Source organism: Brachybacterium avium (assembly GCF_002216795.1).
GTDB classification, from domain to species: domain Bacteria; phylum Actinomycetota; class Actinomycetes; order Actinomycetales; family Dermabacteraceae; genus Brachybacterium; species Brachybacterium avium.
This window is the reverse complement of record NZ_CP022316.1, coordinates 659,378-675,425: the sequence shown is the minus strand read 5'-3', so window position 1 is coordinate 675,425 and position 16,048 is coordinate 659,378. Positions and strand designations below refer to the sequence as shown.

General features: G+C 70.4%; 13 protein-coding genes and 1 pseudogene. 10 read left to right on the top strand and 4 right to left on the bottom strand.

Going from position 1 to position 16,048, the window contains the following annotated elements:
- The first annotated feature begins 89 nt into the window (after window positions 1–89).
- The 6 genes and pseudogenes from CFK39_RS03070 to CFK39_RS03045 all read left to right on the top strand — a co-directional run bounded on the left by CFK39_RS03070 (window position 90) and on the right by CFK39_RS03045 (window position 6,646).
- A complete protein-coding gene (locus CFK39_RS03070) occupies window positions 90–539 on the top strand; it encodes a MaoC/PaaZ C-terminal domain-containing protein (RefSeq protein WP_089064228.1) in 450 nt (149 codons plus the stop codon).
- Complete coding sequence (locus tag CFK39_RS03065; RefSeq protein ID WP_089064227.1) at window positions 536–1,663, top strand: UDP-N-acetylmuramate dehydrogenase; 1,128 nt, start codon at window positions 536–538, stop codon at window positions 1,661–1,663. Before CFK39_RS03070 ends, CFK39_RS03065 begins: the two co-directional genes overlap by 4 nt.
- 85 nt (window positions 1,664–1,748) lie before the next feature.
- Window positions 1,749–3,017 (top strand): serine hydroxymethyltransferase, encoded by a 1,269-nt coding sequence (gene glyA / locus CFK39_RS03060; protein ID WP_089064226.1) that lies wholly within the window; start codon window positions 1,749–1,751, stop codon window positions 3,015–3,017.
- Window positions 3,018–3,100: 83 nt separating this feature from the next.
- The gene (locus CFK39_RS03055; protein ID WP_089064225.1) at window positions 3,101–4,000 is read left to right on the top strand and encodes a bifunctional methylenetetrahydrofolate dehydrogenase/methenyltetrahydrofolate cyclohydrolase; all 900 of its coding nucleotides are present in this window, start codon (window positions 3,101–3,103) and stop codon (window positions 3,998–4,000) included.
- Window positions 3,997–4,818, top strand: coding sequence for an exodeoxyribonuclease III (locus tag CFK39_RS03050; RefSeq protein ID WP_089064224.1), 822 nt, complete (start codon window positions 3,997–3,999; stop codon window positions 4,816–4,818). The genes CFK39_RS03055 and CFK39_RS03050 overlap by 4 nt, the downstream gene beginning before the upstream one ends.
- Window positions 4,819–4,995: 177 nt before the next feature.
- A pseudogene (locus CFK39_RS03045) lies at window positions 4,996–6,646 on the top strand (thiamine pyrophosphate-binding protein).
- A gap of 104 nt (window positions 6,647–6,750) precedes the next feature.
- Here the strand turns inward: CFK39_RS03045 and CFK39_RS03040 are convergent.
- The 4 genes from CFK39_RS03040 to sdhC form a co-directional block, all read right to left on the bottom strand.
- Window positions 6,751–7,512 (bottom strand): succinate dehydrogenase iron-sulfur subunit, encoded by a 762-nt coding sequence (locus tag CFK39_RS03040; RefSeq protein ID WP_089064223.1) that lies wholly within the window; start codon window positions 7,510–7,512, stop codon window positions 6,751–6,753.
- Complete coding sequence (gene sdhA / locus CFK39_RS03035) at window positions 7,512–9,287, bottom strand: succinate dehydrogenase flavoprotein subunit (RefSeq protein ID WP_089064222.1); 1,776 nt, start codon at window positions 9,285–9,287, stop codon at window positions 7,512–7,514. Before sdhA ends, CFK39_RS03040 begins: the two co-directional genes overlap by 1 nt.
- Before the next feature lie 73 nt (window positions 9,288–9,360).
- Window positions 9,361–9,810 (bottom strand): succinate dehydrogenase hydrophobic membrane anchor subunit, encoded by a 450-nt coding sequence (locus tag CFK39_RS03030; RefSeq protein WP_089066266.1) that lies wholly within the window; start codon window positions 9,808–9,810, stop codon window positions 9,361–9,363.
- Window positions 9,811–9,815: 5 nt separating this feature from the next.
- Window positions 9,816–10,193, bottom strand: coding sequence for a succinate dehydrogenase, cytochrome b556 subunit (sdhC, locus tag CFK39_RS03025; RefSeq protein ID WP_089066265.1), 378 nt, complete (start codon window positions 10,191–10,193; stop codon window positions 9,816–9,818).
- A gap of 273 nt (window positions 10,194–10,466) precedes the next feature.
- Between sdhC and CFK39_RS03020 the strand changes: the two genes are divergently transcribed.
- The 4 genes from CFK39_RS03020 to CFK39_RS03005 all read left to right on the top strand — a co-directional run bounded on the left by CFK39_RS03020 (window position 10,467) and on the right by CFK39_RS03005 (window position 16,023).
- Window positions 10,467–11,675, top strand: coding sequence for a mannose-1-phosphate guanylyltransferase (locus CFK39_RS03020; protein WP_089064221.1), 1,209 nt, complete (start codon window positions 10,467–10,469; stop codon window positions 11,673–11,675).
- A 201-nt stretch (window positions 11,676–11,876) separates the two neighbouring features.
- On the top strand, window positions 11,877–13,007 hold the full coding sequence (locus CFK39_RS03015) for a M20 family metallopeptidase (protein WP_245822863.1): 1,131 nt from the start codon (window positions 11,877–11,879) through the stop codon (window positions 13,005–13,007).
- 209 nt (window positions 13,008–13,216) lie between these two features.
- On the top strand, window positions 13,217–14,332 hold the full coding sequence (locus CFK39_RS03010; RefSeq protein ID WP_089064220.1) for a BMP family lipoprotein: 1,116 nt from the start codon (window positions 13,217–13,219) through the stop codon (window positions 14,330–14,332).
- 119 nt (window positions 14,333–14,451) lie between these two features.
- Window positions 14,452–16,023: an ABC transporter ATP-binding protein gene (locus CFK39_RS03005; protein WP_089064219.1), complete on the top strand. Its 1,572-nt coding sequence runs from the start codon at window positions 14,452–14,454 to the stop codon at window positions 16,021–16,023.
- Window positions 16,024–16,048 lie beyond the last annotated feature (25 nt).

The window sequence follows — 16,048 nt, the reverse complement described above, 5'->3', positions numbered from 1 at the left end:
CATCGGCACCAGCGGTCCTCCGCCCACCACCTCGGCCGGAGGCCCGCAGCATTCCCGTCCCGCCCGACTCCACGGATCCAGGAGCACACATGACCGCCACGCCCGCCGCCCCCGCGGACCTCTCCGCGCTGAGCATCGGCCAGGAGCTCGCCCGCACCCGCCACGAGATCACCCGTGACACCCTGGTGCGCTATGCCGGGGCCTCCGGTGACTTCAACCCCATCCACTACAACGACACCGTCGCGACCGCGGCCGGGCTGCCCGGCGTCATCGCCCACGGGATGCTCACCATGGGCACCGCGATCACCGGCCTCCTCGACGCCATCGCCGACCCCGCCGCCGTGCGCGGCTTCACCACGCGGTTCACCAGCCCGATCCCGGTGCCCGCCACCGGGGCCGCGACCCTCGAGGTCGTCGCCGTCGTCGGCGCGATCGACGAGGAGGCGGGCACCGCACGAGTGGATCTCACCGCCGAGGTCGACGGGACCAAGGTGCTCGGCCGTGCCCGCGCCACCCTCGCCCTGCCGGATGCCGCATGAGGCTCGCGGACCTCACCACGCTGCGCATCGGCGGCGAGATCAGGAAGCTCGTCGAGGCCCGCACGGCCGATGAGGTCATCGATGCGGTGGCAGCGGCGGACGCCGCCGAGGAGCCGCTGCTGGTGCTCGGCGGCGGCTCCAACCTGGTCGCCTCCGACGAACCGTTCGCCGGGACCGTCGTGTTGCTGCGGGATCCCGAGGAGCCGCCGCTGCTGGACGCCACCTGCGAGGTCGGTGCGTCCGGAGAGCCCGACGGCATCCCCGTCGACCCTGCGGAGCTGACCCCGCTGGACCCCACCTGCGGTGGCGCGATCGTCGAGTACTTCGCCGGGGTGAACTGGGATCGGGCGGTGCGCTACGCGATCGCTCGCGAGATGGTCGGGATCGAGGCGCTCTCGGGGATCCCCGGCTCGGTCGGGGCCACCCCCATCCAGAACGTCGGCGCCTACGGCCAGGAGGTCGCCGCCACCATCTCCCGGGTGCGCACCTGGGACCGGGAGAAGCGCGCGGTGCGCACCTTCTTCGCCGCGGACTGCGGCTTCGCCTACCGCGACAGCATCTTCAAACGCACGCGCTACTCCGGAGCCGCCCCCTCGGCCACCGGACGCTACGTGGTGCTCTCGGTGACCTTCCAGCACACCCTCGGCAGCCGCTCGGCCCCGATCCGCTACGCCCAGCTCGCCGACGCCCTCGGCGTCGAGGTGGGAGCGCGGGCACCGATGCACGAGGTGCGCGAGGCGGTGCTGCGCATCCGCGGCGCCAAGGGAATGGTGCTGGATGCGCGCGATCACGACACCTGGAGCGCCGGTTCCTTCTTCACCAACCCGATCCTCGACAGCGGGGAGGCCGCCCGCCTGCCCGCAGACGCCCCTCGTTACGACGTCGGCGGCGGGCAGGTCAAGACCAGCGCCGCCTGGTTGATCAGCCACGCCGGGATCGAACGTGGGCACGCGGTGGGGGAGCGGGCCGCCGTCTCCAGCAAGCACTCGCTGGCGCTGACCAACCGCGGCGGCGCCGGCAGCGCTGATCTGGTGGCCCTCGCCCGGGACGTCCAGTCACGGGTCCAGAGCAGCTTCGGGATCCGGCTGGAGCCCGAACCCGTTCGCCTCGGCCTCGATCTCTGAGCCGGTGCGCGGCCCGGGCGCAGTCCGTCCTAAGATGGCGGGACGGCGCCCGCCGGCGTCCCGCCCCGACACTGCAGGAGGCCCTGTGAACGTCCTCGACCAGTCCATCGCCGATCTCGACCCGGACATCGCCCAGGTCCTCGACAAGGAGCTGGCCCGCCAGCAGCGCACCCTGGAGATGATCGCGAGCGAGAACTTCGTGCCGCGTGCGGTGCTCCAGGCCCAGGGCTCGGTGCTCACCAACAAATACGCCGAGGGGTACCCGGGTCGCCGCTACTACGGCGGCTGCGAAGAGGTCGACGTCGCTGAGCAGATCGCGATCGACCGCGCCAAGGAGCTGTTCGGCGCCGAGCACGCGAACCTCCAGCCCCACTCCGGCGCCACCGCCAACGCGGCGGTCATGCACGCCCTGGCCCGTCCCGGTGACAAGCTGATGGGCCTCTCTCTCGCCCATGGCGGCCACCTCACCCACGGCATGAAGATCAACTTCTCCGGCCGCCTCTACGACATCGTCGCCTACGAGACCGAGCCGGAGACCGGCCAGATCGATATGGCCAAGGTGCGGGAGCTGGCTGTCGCCGAGCAGCCGAAGGTGATCGTCGCGGGCTGGTCCGCCTACACCCGCCAGCTGGATTTCGCCGCCTTCCGCGAGATCGCCGACGAGGTCGGGGCGGCGCTCTGGGTCGACATGGCCCACTTCGCAGGACTGGTCGCCGCGGGCCTGCACCCCAGCCCCGTGCCGTACGCGGACGTCGTCTCCACCACCATCCACAAGACCATCGGCGGGCCCCGCTCCGGCATGATCCTGTGCAAGGAGAAGTGGGCCAAGAAGATCGACTCGGCCGTGTTCCCCGGCCAGCAGGGCGGCCCGCTGATGCACGTCATCGCCGCCAAGGCCGTCGCGCTCAAGGTCGCCGCCACGGACGAGTTCAAGGACCGTCAGGCCCGCACCCTGGAAGGCGCGAAGATCATCGCCGAGCGGCTCCAGGCGAAGGATGCCCGGGCCGCCGGGGTGAAGGTGATCTCCGGGGGCACCGACGTGCACCTGGTGCTGGTGGACCTGGTCGACAGCGAGCTGGACGGCCAGCAGGCCGAGGACCGTCTCCACGAGGCAGGGATCACCGTCAATCGCAACGCCGTCCCGAACGACCCGCGGCCGCCGCGCGTCACCTCGGGCCTGCGCATCGGCACGCCCGCCCTGGCCACCCGCGGCTTCGGTGCCAAGGAATTCACCGAGGTCGCCGACGTCATCGCGCTGGCGCTGACCGGTGGCGCAGACCTCGAGGCGCTGCGCGCCCGCACCGCGGCGCTGGCCGAGTCGAAGCCGCTGTACCCCGAGCTGCAGCAGTACTGAGAGGCACCGTGGGGCCCGGTATGTCAGCGCCGGGCCCCACGCCCGTCCCCCCGCCACGCCCGCACCACACCCCCAGGAGCGACATGACTGCCCAGACCCTCGACGGCAGGGCCACCGCGAAGGCCATCAAGCAGGAGCTCGCCGCACGCGTGAGCCGCCTCCTGGAGGCCGGTCACGAACGCCCGGGCCTGGCGACCGTGCTGGTCGGGGACGACCCCGGCAGCGCCGCCTATGTGCGGGGCAAGCATCGCGACAGCGAGCAGGTGGGGTTGGCCTCGATCCAGAAGCAGCTTCCGGCCGACGCCACCCAGGCGGATGTCGAAGCCGTGGTCGACGCACTGAACGAGGACCCCGCCTGCACCGGATACATCGTCCAGCTCCCGCTGCCGCCGCAGATCGACACCGATGCGATCCTCGAGCGGATCGACCCCGCCAAGGACGCCGACGGACTGCATCCGATGAACCTGGGGCGCCTGGTGCTGAACGCCAACAAGCCCATCCACACCCCGCTGCCCTGCACCCCGCGCGCCGTGATCGAGCTGGCCGAGCGCCACGGCCTGGACTTCCGGGGCAAGGATGTCGTGGTCGTCGGTCGCGGCATCACCGTGGGCCGCTCCATCGGTGCCCTGCTCACCCGTCGCGAGCACAACGCGACGGTCACCCTGTGCCACACCGGCACCGCCGACCTCCCCGCTCACCTGCGTCGCGCCGATGTCATCGTCGCCGCCGCGGGCGCCGCGCACCTGGTGCGCGCCGAGGACATCAAGCCCGGAGCGGTCGTCTTCGACGTCGGTGTCTCCCGCCGCGAGGACCCCGAGGGAGGCAAGGCCGCACTCGTGGGCGACGTCGACCCGTCGGCCTCCGAGGTCGCCGGCTGGCTCAGCCCCAACCCCGGCGGCGTCGGGCCGATGACCCGCGCGCTGCTGCTGAAGAATGTCGTCGAGGCGGCCGAGCGCGCCGCCGGAATCGAGGATCCCGCGTGACCTTCACCCTCGCCACCGTCAACGTCAACGGCCTGCGCGCCGCCGCCCGGAAGGGGATGGGCGACTGGCTCGCCTCCACCTCCGCCGATCTCGTCACCCTGCAAGAGGTCCGTGCTCCCGAGGAGCTGCTTCCCGGGCTGGTGGGTCAGGAGTGGACCATCGTGGGGGAGGTCTCACAGCTGAAGGGCCGTGCCGGCGTCGCGATCGCCGCCCGCACCTCGCTGCAGGGCGCCGACCTGAACGGTGTGCGCCGCGGCCTGCCGGGACTGGACGCAGATGCGCACACCGGCCGCTGGCTCGAGACCGACCTCCAGGACCCGCTCGGCGACGGCGCCGCGATGACCGTCATCTCCTGCTACATGCACTCGGGCAACACCGAGAAGCCGCAGACCATGACGGACAAGTATGAGTTCCTCGACGTGATGATGAAGCGCCTGGAGAAGCTCCGCGCGGAGGGCCGTCATGTCGTCCTCACCGGGGACATCAACATCGCCCACACCGAGTGGGACATCAAGAACTGGAAGGGCAATCGGAAGTCCGCCGGGTTCCTGCCCGAGGAGCGCGCCTACCTCGACCGGCTCACGGAGGAGCTCGGCTGGGTGGATGTGCACCGCACCCTGCACGGTGAGGGCCCCGGCCCGTACACCTGGTGGTCGCAGCGGGGCAAGGCCTTCGACAACGATTCCGGATGGCGGATCGACTATCAGCTGGCCACCCCGGAGCTCGCCGCCCGCGCCTCCTCCGCTCAGGTGGACCGTGCTCCCAGCTACGACACCCGCTGGTCGGATCATGCGCCGCTGGTGATCAGCTACTCCTGAAGAGTGCCGCCCGGCTCTCCCGCGACCGCCGACGGTGCTATCCTCGCTCCGTCAGGCGGGCCCGTGACGGGGCTGGCGCCGGTGCTCTCACAAGGGGCACGAACCCCCGGGCGGCCCCGGGGCGAGACATATACGGACTGCACACTGCGTTCGCATATCTCTCGGAAGGACCCCTCCATGGCCATCGTCTCCAACCATGTCGCCCGTACCCTCGCCCAGCACGTCCACGAGGTGTTCGGTCTCATGGGCAACGGCAACGCCTACTTCCTGGACGCCCTGCTGCGCGAGACGGACACGACGTTCACCGCCGTCCGCCATGAGGCCGGAGCCGTGGTCGCCGCCGATGCGTACTTCCGCACCTCCGGTCGGATCGCCGCGGCGACCACCACCTACGGTGCCGGGTTCACCAATACCCTCACCGCGCTCGCGGAAGCCGCCCAGGCGCGCATCCCCCTGGTGCTGGTGGTCGGTGACGAGCCCACCTCCGGGCGTCGCCCCTGGGACGTGGACCAGATCGCGCTGAGCTCTGCGGTCGGGGTGCGCACCTACACCGTCGGCCGGATGGACGCCGCAGCCGCGACCGTCACCGCGATCGAGCATGCACTGGCCTACCGGGTACCGGTGGTGCTGGCGATCCCCTATGACGTCGCTCAGCGAGAGATCGGCGAGGTGCCCACGGTCCCCGGCCCCGGGCGTCCCGCCCCGCTGGCCCCGACGGCGGATTTCACCCGCGCCGCGATCGAGCGGTTGGCGTCGATGCTGGCCGTGGCGGAGCGGCCGCTGCTGCTGGCCGGGCATGGTGCCTGGCTGGCCGGCGCGGGCCCCGCCCTCGGCGAGCTCGCGGCCGCGACCGGCGCGGTCACCTCCACCACGGCGCTGGGGCGAGGCATCTTCCCGAGGCCCGTTACGACATCGGGGTCTCCGGCGGCTTCGGTGCCCCCGGTGCGATGGAGCTGGTCCGCTCCGCTGACCTCGCCGTGGTGGTCGGAGCAGGGATGAACCAGTTCACGATGCGTTTCGGGGAGCTGTTCGCCCCGCAGACCGCGGTCTGGCAGATCGACACCGCCGCTTCCGCCACCAACGCCCGGGTGGGCGGATTCGTGCGGGCCGACGCCCGTCTCGCCGCCGAGGCCCTCACCGCGGCGCTGCCCGCGCGGGAGCGAGCGGCCCAGCCGTGGCGCGAGCGCATCGACGCCTCGGCGCTGCGCGCCCAGGTCGCCGCCCCGAATTCGCCGAGGACGGTCTGCTGGATCCGCGGGCCGCCGCCGCGCGGCTGGCCGAGCTGCTGCCCGAGGACCGCGTGGTCGTCTCCGACGGCGGCCACTTCATCGCCTGGGCGAACATGTACTGGCCGGTCTCCGCCCCGCACCGAATGGCGATGGTCGGGACCGCTTATCAGTCCATCGGCCTGGGCTGGCCCAGCGTGCCCGGTGCCGCCCGCGCCAATCCCGACTCCACGATCGTGCTGACCACCGGTGACGGGGGAGGAGTGATGGCCCTGGCGGACCTGGACTCCGCGGTGCGCACCGCCGGCGGTCGGGGTCTGGCCGTGGTGTGGAACGATGCCGCCTACGGTGCCGAGGTGAACCTCTACGGCCTCAAGGGCCTGGCCGCCGAGCCGATGCTGATCGACCGGATCGACTTCGCCGCCTACGGTGCCGCCGCCGGCGCGGAGGGGATCGTGGTCCGCACGTTGGAGGACCTGGAGCGGCTCCGCACCTGGAGCCGGGAGGACCCCGCGGAGCGCCCCTTCCTGGTGCTGGATCTGCAGATCTCCCGGACGATCATCGCGCCGTACCAGGAAGAGGTCATCCGCGTGAACTCCTGAGCGGGAGGCCGCCGGCCGGCAGCACCCCGCCGAGCCGCTGCAGATCGCACGAGGCCCCGCCCGGAGCATTCCCGGGCGGGGCCTCGTGCGGACAGGCGGAGCGGTCAGATCCGGCCGGTGATCACCGCCTGCTTCACCTCGGCGATCGCCTTGGTCACCTGGATCCCGCGCGGGCAGGCCTCGGTGCAGTTGAAGGTGGTGCGGCAGCGCCACACACCCTCCTTGGAGTTCAGGATCTCCAAGCGCTGCTCACCGGCGTCGTCGCGCGAGTCGAAGATGAAGCGGTGCGCGTTGACGATCGCGGCCGGGCCGAAGTACTGCCCGTCGGTCCAGAACACCGGGCACGAGGAGGTGCAGGCGGCGCACAGGATGCACTTGGTGGTGTCGTCGAAGCGCTCCCGCTCCTCAGCGGACTGCAGTCGCTCCCGGCTGGGCTCCTGCCCGCCGGCGACCAGGAAGGGCATGACCTCTCGGTAGGAGTCGAAGAACGGCTCCATGTCGACGATCAGGTCCTTCTCCACCGGCAGGCCCTTGATGGGCTCGATGGTGATCGGCTTGTTGATGTCGAGATCCTTGAGCAGCGTCTTGCAGGCCAGACGGTTGCGGCCGTTGATCCGCATCGCGTCCGAGCCGCACACGCCATGGGCGCAAGAGCGACGGAAGGTCAGCGACCCGTCCAGATGCCACTTGATCTCGTGGAGGGCGTCCAGCACACGGTCGGTGCCGTGCATCGTGACGGTGAAATCCTCCCAGCGGGCACCTTGGGAGGTGTCCGGGTCGAAGCGTGAGATACGCATCGTGACCTGGAACGAGGGGATCTCTTCCGCGCCGGTCTCGGCCTCGGGCTTCTCAGCGACGGCAGTCATCAGAACGTACGCTCCTTCGGCTCGTAACGGGTGATCACGACGGGCTTGGTGCCCAGCCGGATCGAGGTGCCCTCGAGGCCCTCCTCACCGGGAAGGGTGCGGTAGGCCATGGTGTGTGCGAGGAAGTTGACGTCATCGCGCGTCTCGAAATCCTCCCGGAAGTGGCCGCCGCGGGACTCCTTGCGCTCCAGCGCGCCGAGCGCCACGATCTCCGCGAGGTCCAGCAGGAAGCCCAGCTCCACCGCTTCCATCAGGTCCAGGTTGTAGCTGCGGCCCTTGTCCTGGATGGCGACGGTCTCGTAGCGCTTCTTGAGATCCCGGATATCGGCCAGGGCCTGACGGCAGGTCTCGTCGGTGCGGAACACCTGCACGTTGGTGTCCATGGTCTCCTGCAGCGCGATCCGGATGTCGGCGATGCGATCCTCGGTCGCGGGCCGGTCGCGCAGACGCTGGAGCAGCTCCACGGTGGGGGTCTCGAGGCCCTCGGGCAGCTCGGGCAGGTCCACCTCGTCGGCGTGCTCCGCGGCGGCGATGCCGGCGCGGCGGCCGAAGACGTTGATGTCCAGCAGGGAGTTGGTGCCCAGGCGGTTGCCGCCGTGCACCGAGACGCAGGCAGTCTCTCCCGCGGCGTACAGGCCGGGGATCACGTCGGTCGCGTTGCGCAGCACCTCACCACGGATATTGGTGGGGATGCCGCCCATGCCGTAATGCGCGGTGGGGAACACCGGGATCGGGTCCGTGTACGGCTCCACGCCGAGGTAGGTGCGCGCGAACTCGGTGATGTCCGGGAGCTTCGCATCGATGTGCGAGGGCTCCAGGTGGGTGAGGTCGAGGTAGACGTAGTCCTTCTTGGGACCGGCACCGCGGCCGTCACGCACCTCGTTGGCCATCGCCCGCGCGACCACGTCGCGAGGTGCGAGGTCCTTCAGCGTCGGGGCGTAGCGCTCCATGAAGCGCTCCATCTCGCTGTTGCGGAGGATGCCGCCCTCGCCGCGGGCCGCCTCGGAGAGCAGGATGCCCAGCCCGGCGAGGCCCGTGGGGTGGAACTGGAAGAACTCCATGTCCTCCAGCGGGATACCGCGACGGAACGCCATCGCGGGGCCGTCACCGGTGAGGGTGTGGGCGTTGGAGGTGGTCTTGAAGATCTTGCCGAAGCCGCCCGAGGCGAACACCACGGACTTCGCACGGAAGATGTGGATCTCGCCGGTGGCCAGCTCGTAGGTGACCACGCCGGAGGCTCGCACGCCCTCGTCGCTGCGGGGATCGCCGGTCATCAGCACATCGAGCACGTAGTACTCGTTGAAGAACTCCACGTCCTGCTTCACGCAGTTCTGGTAGAGCGTCTGCAGGATCATGTGACCGGTGCGGTCTGCGGCGTAGCAGGAGCGGCGCACGGGTGCTTCGCCGTGGTCACGGGTGTGCCCGCCGAACCGGCGCTGGTCGATCTTGCCCTCGGGGGTGCGGTTGAAGGGCAGACCCATCTTCTCGAGATCGAGCACCGCGTCGATGGCCTCCTTCGCCATCACCTCCGCAGCGTCCTGATCCACGAGGTAGTCACCGCCCTTGACGGTGTCGTAGGTGTGCCACTCCCAGTTGTCGTCCTCGACATTGGCCAGCGCGGCGCACATGCCGCCCTGGGCCGCGCCGGTGTGGGAGCGCGTGGGGTAGAGCTTGGTGACGACAGCGGTGCGGGAGCGCTTGGAGGACTCCAGGGCTGCACGCATGCCGGCGCCGCCGGCGCCGACGATCACCACGTCGTAGTTATGGGTCTGCATGTCGGGTGACTGCTCCGTTTCGGGTCGACCGGGAAGTGTGGAGGGGCGACCGGTGGGCCGATCGTCCCGGGCGTCAGCCCTCGCAGAAGGAGGGCAGCAGGCTCGGCTCGGCGCCGACCGGGCACGGCTCGAAGGTGAAGATCACCAGCGTGCCGAGGATGACCGTGACGACCACGGCGAAGTAGAGCAGGCCCTTCAGGACCATGCGGAGACGGTCGCCGCGCGCGTAGTCGTTGATGATCGTGCGCACGCCGTTGCCGCCGTGGATCAGCCCCAGCCACAGCATCAGCAGGTCCCAGACCTGCCAGAAGGGGGAGGACCACTTGCCGCCGACGAAGGCGAAGTCGATCCCCTGGACACCCTGGCCCAGCCAGAGGTTCACGAACAGGTGGCCGAAGACGAGGATGACCAGCAGCATGCCGGAGGCACGCATGAACAGCCACGAGAGCATCTCGGCGTTGATGCCGCGCTGGCCGGTGCGGCGGTAGCGGGTGCTCGGATCGGGGATGGAGGTGGTGGACATCGTGATCACGCTCCGAACATGTGCATGAGGTGGCGGGGGAGGAATCCGGCCATGAGGACGACCCACACGATCACGACGCCCCAGAAGAGGGAGCGCTGACGCTTGGGACCCTGGGACCAGAAGTCCACCAGGATGAGGCGCAGGCCGTTGAGGGCATGGAAGAGGATCGCGGCGACGAGGCCGACCTCGCCGAGGCCGAACACGACGGTCTTGTAGTGTCCGATCACCTCGTTGTAGGCCTCGGGGGAGACGCGGACGAGAGCGGTGTCCAGGACGTGCACGAGCAGGAACAGGAAGATGAGCATTCCTGAGATGCGGTGGGCGACCCAGGACCACATGCCCTCGCGTCCGCGATAGAGCGTCCCGGATTGGGCTGAAGCCACGGAGATCCTCCAGAAGCGTCGGGATGGTGCCGGGAACGGTGAGGAGATGCCGTGGAGCGGCCAGCAGAGCTCCGGAGGAACGCTCCGGACGGCGGTCGCGACGTGGACCGCCCGCAGGGGCATTTCACGACACGGCGACATCATCATCGCCCCCGACAGGGGCCCGTTCAGCGTAGCACCAGGCAGGGGCTGTGCCGTGCCTTCCGGAGCGAGTCGGGCGCGGATGCTGCAGAACGCCGTGGGGACGAGGGTGGACATCGATACGCTGGACGAATGCCTCAGCTTCCCTTCGTGCCCGTGATCCCGGCAGGTGGCGCCGGAACACGACTGTGGCCGCTCTCACGCCGTTCGCGCCCGAAGTTCCTGCTGGACCTGACGGGCGAGGGGCGCAGCCTCCTGCAGAGCACGGTGGAGCGTCTGATCCCGCTGGCCGATGGGCCGCCGATCGTGGTCACCGGGGCGGTGCACGAGGCGGCGGTGCGGGAGCAGGTGGGCGGTTCGGGCGCCGTACGGGTGGTCGCCGAGCCGTCGCCGCGCAACTCGATGCCGGCGATCGCCCTCGCTGCGGCGCTGGTCGAGCGGGAGCAGCCGGAGGCGATCATCGGATCCTTCGCCGCTGATCATCTGATCGACGACGACGCGGCCTTCACCCGGGCCGTGGCGCTCGCCCGCGAGACCGCCGAGCGCGGATACCTGGTCACCCTCGGGATCACCCCCACTCATCCCGCCACCGGATTCGGCTACATCGAACGGAGCGGACAGCGGGCACCGGGGTCGCAGGAGGGGCGCGATGCCGCTGCCGGGCCGCTCAGCGGGACCACGGGGCTGGGCGCGCTCCCGCCCGGAGCGCATCCGGTGGCCCGTTTCGTGGAGAAGCCGGATCGTGAGCGCGCCGAGCAGTTCCTGAGCACCGGGCGCTTCCTCTGGAACGCAGGGATGTTCGTGGTGCGGGCCTCGCTGCTGCTGGACGAGCTGGCGGTGCAGATCCCGTCCCTGGCCGCCGGGGTCCGAGAGATCGCCGCCACTGCCGGGACCGAGCGGTACCCGGCGGTGTTCGAGCGGGTGTGGCCGCGGCTGACCGCGATCGCGATCGATCATGCTCTGGCGGAGCCGCTGGCTCTCGAGGGCAAGGTCGCGGTGGTGCCGGCTGCGTTCGGCTGGGACGACGTGGGCGACTTCGCCGCACTCGCCCGACAGCTGCGCGAGCATCCGGTCCGGGCCCTCGGCGAGGGAGGTGAGCGCGCTTCGGCAGATGGTGGGGACGGTGATGTCCGGGTGCTGGGAAGCGCCACGGTCGATGCCGTCTCCTCACGCGCCACGGTGTACGGTTCCACGGATCGCCACATCGCCCTGGTCGGGCTGGACGGCATCAGCATCGTCGACACCGAGGACGCGCTGCTGGTGCTCGCCGACGAACAGGCGCAGGACCTCTCGGTGCTCGTCGCCCGCCTCGAGCGGTGCGGGCTGGGCCGCCTGCGCTGACGTCGACCGCCCGCAGCGGCCACCGCGAGGGCGTCGGCCCGCTCCGCACCGGAGCCGCGGCCGTCCCGACGGAACGCAGGGGAGTGCACAGGTGGAGCAGTCACAGCAGGTCCTGCTGGGGACCGCGCAGCAGCGGTCGATGCTGGGTCCGACGGGGCTGATCGCCCGGACGGTCACCGAATCCGCGGGGCGCTGCGCGAGGTGCGACGCCACCTGCACCGCCACCCCGAGCTCTCGCATCAGGAGCACGCCACCACCGACTTCATCGAGGAGCATCTGCGCGGCCTGGGTCTCTCCCCGCAGCGGATGGCGCACACCGGCCTGGTCTGCGACATCCCGGGCGAGGACCCCTCCTTGGAGCTGATGGCCCTGCGCGCCGACATGGATGCTCTCGGCATCCCCGAGCTGGCCACCGTCGCCTTCCGCTCGACCGTGGAGGGCGTCTCCCACGCCTGCGGTCACGACGTCCACATGAGCGCGGTCCTCGGCGCGGCGACGGCGCTGGTCCGGGCCGCCGACGCCGGCGGCCTCCGCCGTGGGGTGAGGCTCGTCTTCCAACCCGCCGAGGAGATGCATCCCTGCGGCGCCCTCGAGCTGATCGGCCAGGACGTGCTGGCCGGGGTCGACTCGATCCTCGCGCTGCACTGCGATCCCGGGGTCGATGTCGGCCACGTGGGCCTGAAGTCCGGCCCCATCACCTCGGCCACCGACCCGGTGAAGGTCCTGGTGCGCGGCGCCGGCGGGCACACCTCGCGCCCCCACCTCACTCAGGACCTCGTCTACGCGCTGGGGTCGATCGCCACTCAGCTTCCGGCGGCGCTGAACCGGCGGATGGACCCGCGCTCCGGCGTGAACCTGACCTGGGGCAGCATCCATGCCGGCTCCGCCTTCAACGCGATCCCCAGCAGTGGCACGCTCGAGGGGACCCTGCGCTGCCTGGACCACGAGGCCTGGGATCAGGCGGAGGAGCTGCTGGAGACGATCCTGGCGGATCTCGTGCGCCCCTGGGGCGTGGAGGCGCGGGTGAGCCATGACCGGGGCGTGCCGCCGGTGTCCAACGCCCGTTCGAGCGTCGACGTGCTGGCCTCTGCGATACAGGGCGTGCTGGGCAGGGACAACCTCGATCCGACCGCGCAGTCGCTGGGCGGTGAGGACTTCGCCTGGTACCTGGAGAAGGTCCCCGGCGCGCTCGCCAGGCTCGGCACCCGCACCCCCGGCGGCCGTACCTATGACCTGCACATGGGTGATCTCATGATCGATGAGCGAGCGATCGGGATCGGTGCCTCGGTGCTCGCCGCGGCATGCGTCCAGCGAGACCTGCTGCCCGCCTGAGACGCCCTGGCCGGCGCGGCGGCCCGGTTAGCGGCTGCGACCCGCCCATACGCCACCACCGCGTCGATTTCATAACGGTTCACGGAGTGGGACCGAAGTGGCCCCGGAAGGCGCTGCGCGCGGATATGGTCCCAAGCGCACTGCGACAGCGCTGTCGCGACGGACCCCTCGGGGCGATTCCGGCCCCGCACCTGACCGAAGGAACCTTCATGAAGAGCATCACGCGTGCGCTCGCCCTGGTCGGCGCCGGCGCCCTGACCCTCGCCGCCTGCGGCACGGCCCCGGAGGAGACCGCCGGCGGCGGTGGCAGCGATGCCGGCGGTGCCTCGAGCGACTACAAGGCCTGCATGGTCTCCGATGCCGGCGGCTGGGACGACAAGTCCTTCAACGAGTCCAGCTACAAGGGGCTGCAGAACGCGGTCGAGAGCCTGGGGATCGACCACTCCACCGCGGAGTCCACCGACGACTCCGACTTCGCCCCGAACATCAACAACATGGTGACCCAGGGCTGCGACCTGATCATCACCGTCGGCTTCCTGCTGGCCCCGGCCACCGGTGACGCCGCGCAGGAGAACCCCGACACGGACTTCGCGATCGTGGACTCCACCGCTCAGGACGCCGACGGCAACCCGATCGAGCTCGACAACGTCAAGCCCCTCGAGTTCAACACCGCCGAGGCGGCGTTCCTGGCCGGCTACCTGGCCGCCGGCATGACCGAGACCGGCAAGGTCGCCACCTACGGCGGCGTGGACATCCCCACCGTCACCATCTTCATGGACGGCTACGCCGACGGCGTCACCCACTACAACGAGACCCACGACGAGGAGGTCGAGGTGCTCGGCTGGAACAAGGAGTCCCAGTCCGGCTCCATCGTCGGCACCTTCGACGACCAGTCCAAGGGCAAGGCCGTCTCCGACGAGTTCTACAACGCGGGTGCCGACATCATCATGCCCGTCGCGGGCCCCGTCGGCGCCGGCACCCTCGCCTCCGCCAAGGAGGGCGAGGACCGCATGGTGATCTGGGTCGACGCCGACGGCTACGAGACCAACGCCTCCGACGCCGATGCCCAGTCCGTCATCCTCACCTCCGTCATGAAGGAGATGACCGTGGGTGTCGAGGACGTCATCACCGGCGCCGCCGGTGGCGAGTACGACGGGACCCCGTACGTGGGCACCCTCGAGAACGGCGGCGTGGGCCTGGCCCCGTTCCACGATTTCGAGGATGATGTCCCCGCCGAGCTCTCCGAGGAGCTGGACTCCCTCGAGCAGGAGATCATCGACGGCACCGTGACGGTGGAGTCCAAGGCTTCGCCCCAGGGCTCCTGACCCACCGCTGACCGGCGCGGTCCCCGCCCGCGAGGGCGGGGGCCGCGCCCCATGTCCGCATCCTGAGTCCGAACTCCGCAGGGCCGGATGCCCGGCCCGCACCGACGGAAGCGAGCGCTGTGAAACTCGAACTGCGCGGGATCACGAAGACCTTCGGGACCTTCGTGGCCAATGACGCCATCGACCTGATCGTCGAACCGGGGGAGATCCACTCCCTGCTGGGCGAGAACGGGGCCGGGAAGTCGACCCTGATGAACGTCCTGTACGGGCTCTACCGGCCCGACGGCGGACAGATCCTCATCGACGGCAGGCCGGTCACCTTCACGGACCCCGGCGATGCGATGGACGCCGGCATCGGCATGGTCCATCAGCACTTCATGCTGGTCCCCGTCTTCACCGTCGCCGAGAACATGGTGCTGGGGCACGAGCCGACCAAGGGCGGTCTGCTCGATCTCGGCGCGGCGCGGAAGCTGGTGCGCGACATCTCCGCCCGCTTCGGCTTCGACCTGGACCCCGATGCGCTGGTCGAGGACCTGCCCGTCGGCGCCCAGCAGCGCGTCGAGATCATCAAGGCGCTCAGTCGCAGCGCCGAGGTGCTGGTGCTGGACGAGCCGACTGCGGTGCTCACCCCGCAGGAGACCGATGAGCTGATGGAGATCATGCGTCAGCTGCGCGACGAGGGCACCTCGATCGTGTTCATCACCCACAAGCTCCGTGAGGTCAAGGCCGTCTCCGACCGCATCACCGTGATCCGTCGCGGCAAGGTCGTGGGAGAGGCCGATCCCTCGGCCGACCAGGCCGAGCTGGCCTCGCTGATGGTGGGTCGCCAGGTCTCGCTCAACCAGCACAAGACCGAGGCCGCGCCCGGCGAGGTGGCGCTCGAGGTGACCGGTCTGCGGGTGATCGACCAGGCCGGCACGCGGACCCTCGACGGGGTCTCCTTCGCGGTGCGCCATGGCGAGGTGCTCGCCGTCGCCGGAGTGCAGGGCAACGGCCAGACCGAGCTCACCGAGGCGCTGCTGGGCCTGCAGGAGACCGTGCACGGCTCGGCGAAGCTCGAGGGGAAGGAGCTGGTGGGCCGGACCACGAAGCAGGTGCTCGACGCCGGCGTCGGCTTCGTCCCCGAGGACCGCACCCATGACGCCCTGGTCCCCGACTTCTCGGTCGCCGAGAACCTGGTGCTGGACCAGCACGACCGACCGCCCTTCGGCAGCGCGCTGGCGATGAAGCTGCGCACCATCCGGGAGAACGCGGAACAGCTGATCCCGGAGTTCGACATCCGCACCGGTTCCTCCGCCGCGGCGGTATCGACGCTGTCGGGCGGCAACCAGCAGAAGGTCGTCATGGCGCGGGCGCTCCACCGCGAGCTCGCCCTGCTGATCGCCTCCCAGCCCACCCGCGGTGTGGACGTGGGCTCCATCGAGTTCCTGCACCGCCGCATCCTCGATGAGCGGGACCGGGGCACCCCGGTCGTGATCGTCTCCACCGAGCTGGACGAGGTCACCCAGCTCGCGGACCGCATCGCCGTGATGTACGGCGGGAAGATCCTGGGGATCGTCCCCGGTGACGAGGACCGTGACGTGCTCGGCCTGATGATGGCCGGCTACACCGTCGATGCCGCTCGCGAGGCCGTCGCCTCCGGCGCCCGCACCACCGACTCCCAGCTCGCCGACGAAGGAGACATCGCATGAGCACCGTGGTGCGTCGACGAACTGC

Excerpts from the sequence above, each read along its gene's own strand:
- CFK39_RS03070 (WP_089064228.1), top strand. The coding sequence starts at position 90 with ATGACCGCCACGCCCGCCGCCCCCGCGGACCTCTCCGCGCTGAGCATC.
- CFK39_RS03065 (WP_089064227.1), top strand. The coding sequence starts at position 536 with ATGAGGCTCGCGGACCTCACCACGCTGCGCATCGGCGGCGAGATCAGG.
- CFK39_RS03055 (WP_089064225.1), top strand. The coding sequence starts at position 3,101 with ATGACTGCCCAGACCCTCGACGGCAGGGCCACCGCGAAGGCCATCAAG.
- CFK39_RS03040 (WP_089064223.1), bottom strand. The coding sequence starts at position 7,512 with ATGACTGCCGTCGCTGAGAAGCCCGAGGCCGAGACCGGCGCGGAAGAG.
- sdhA (WP_089064222.1), bottom strand. The coding sequence starts at position 9,287 with ATGCAGACCCATAACTACGACGTGGTGATCGTCGGCGCCGGCGGCGCC.
- CFK39_RS03030 (WP_089066266.1), bottom strand. The coding sequence starts at position 9,810 with ATGTCCACCACCTCCATCCCCGATCCGAGCACCCGCTACCGCCGCACC.
- CFK39_RS03020 (WP_089064221.1), top strand. The coding sequence starts at position 10,467 with ATGCCTCAGCTTCCCTTCGTGCCCGTGATCCCGGCAGGTGGCGCCGGA.
- CFK39_RS03010 (WP_089064220.1), top strand. The coding sequence starts at position 13,217 with ATGAAGAGCATCACGCGTGCGCTCGCCCTGGTCGGCGCCGGCGCCCTG.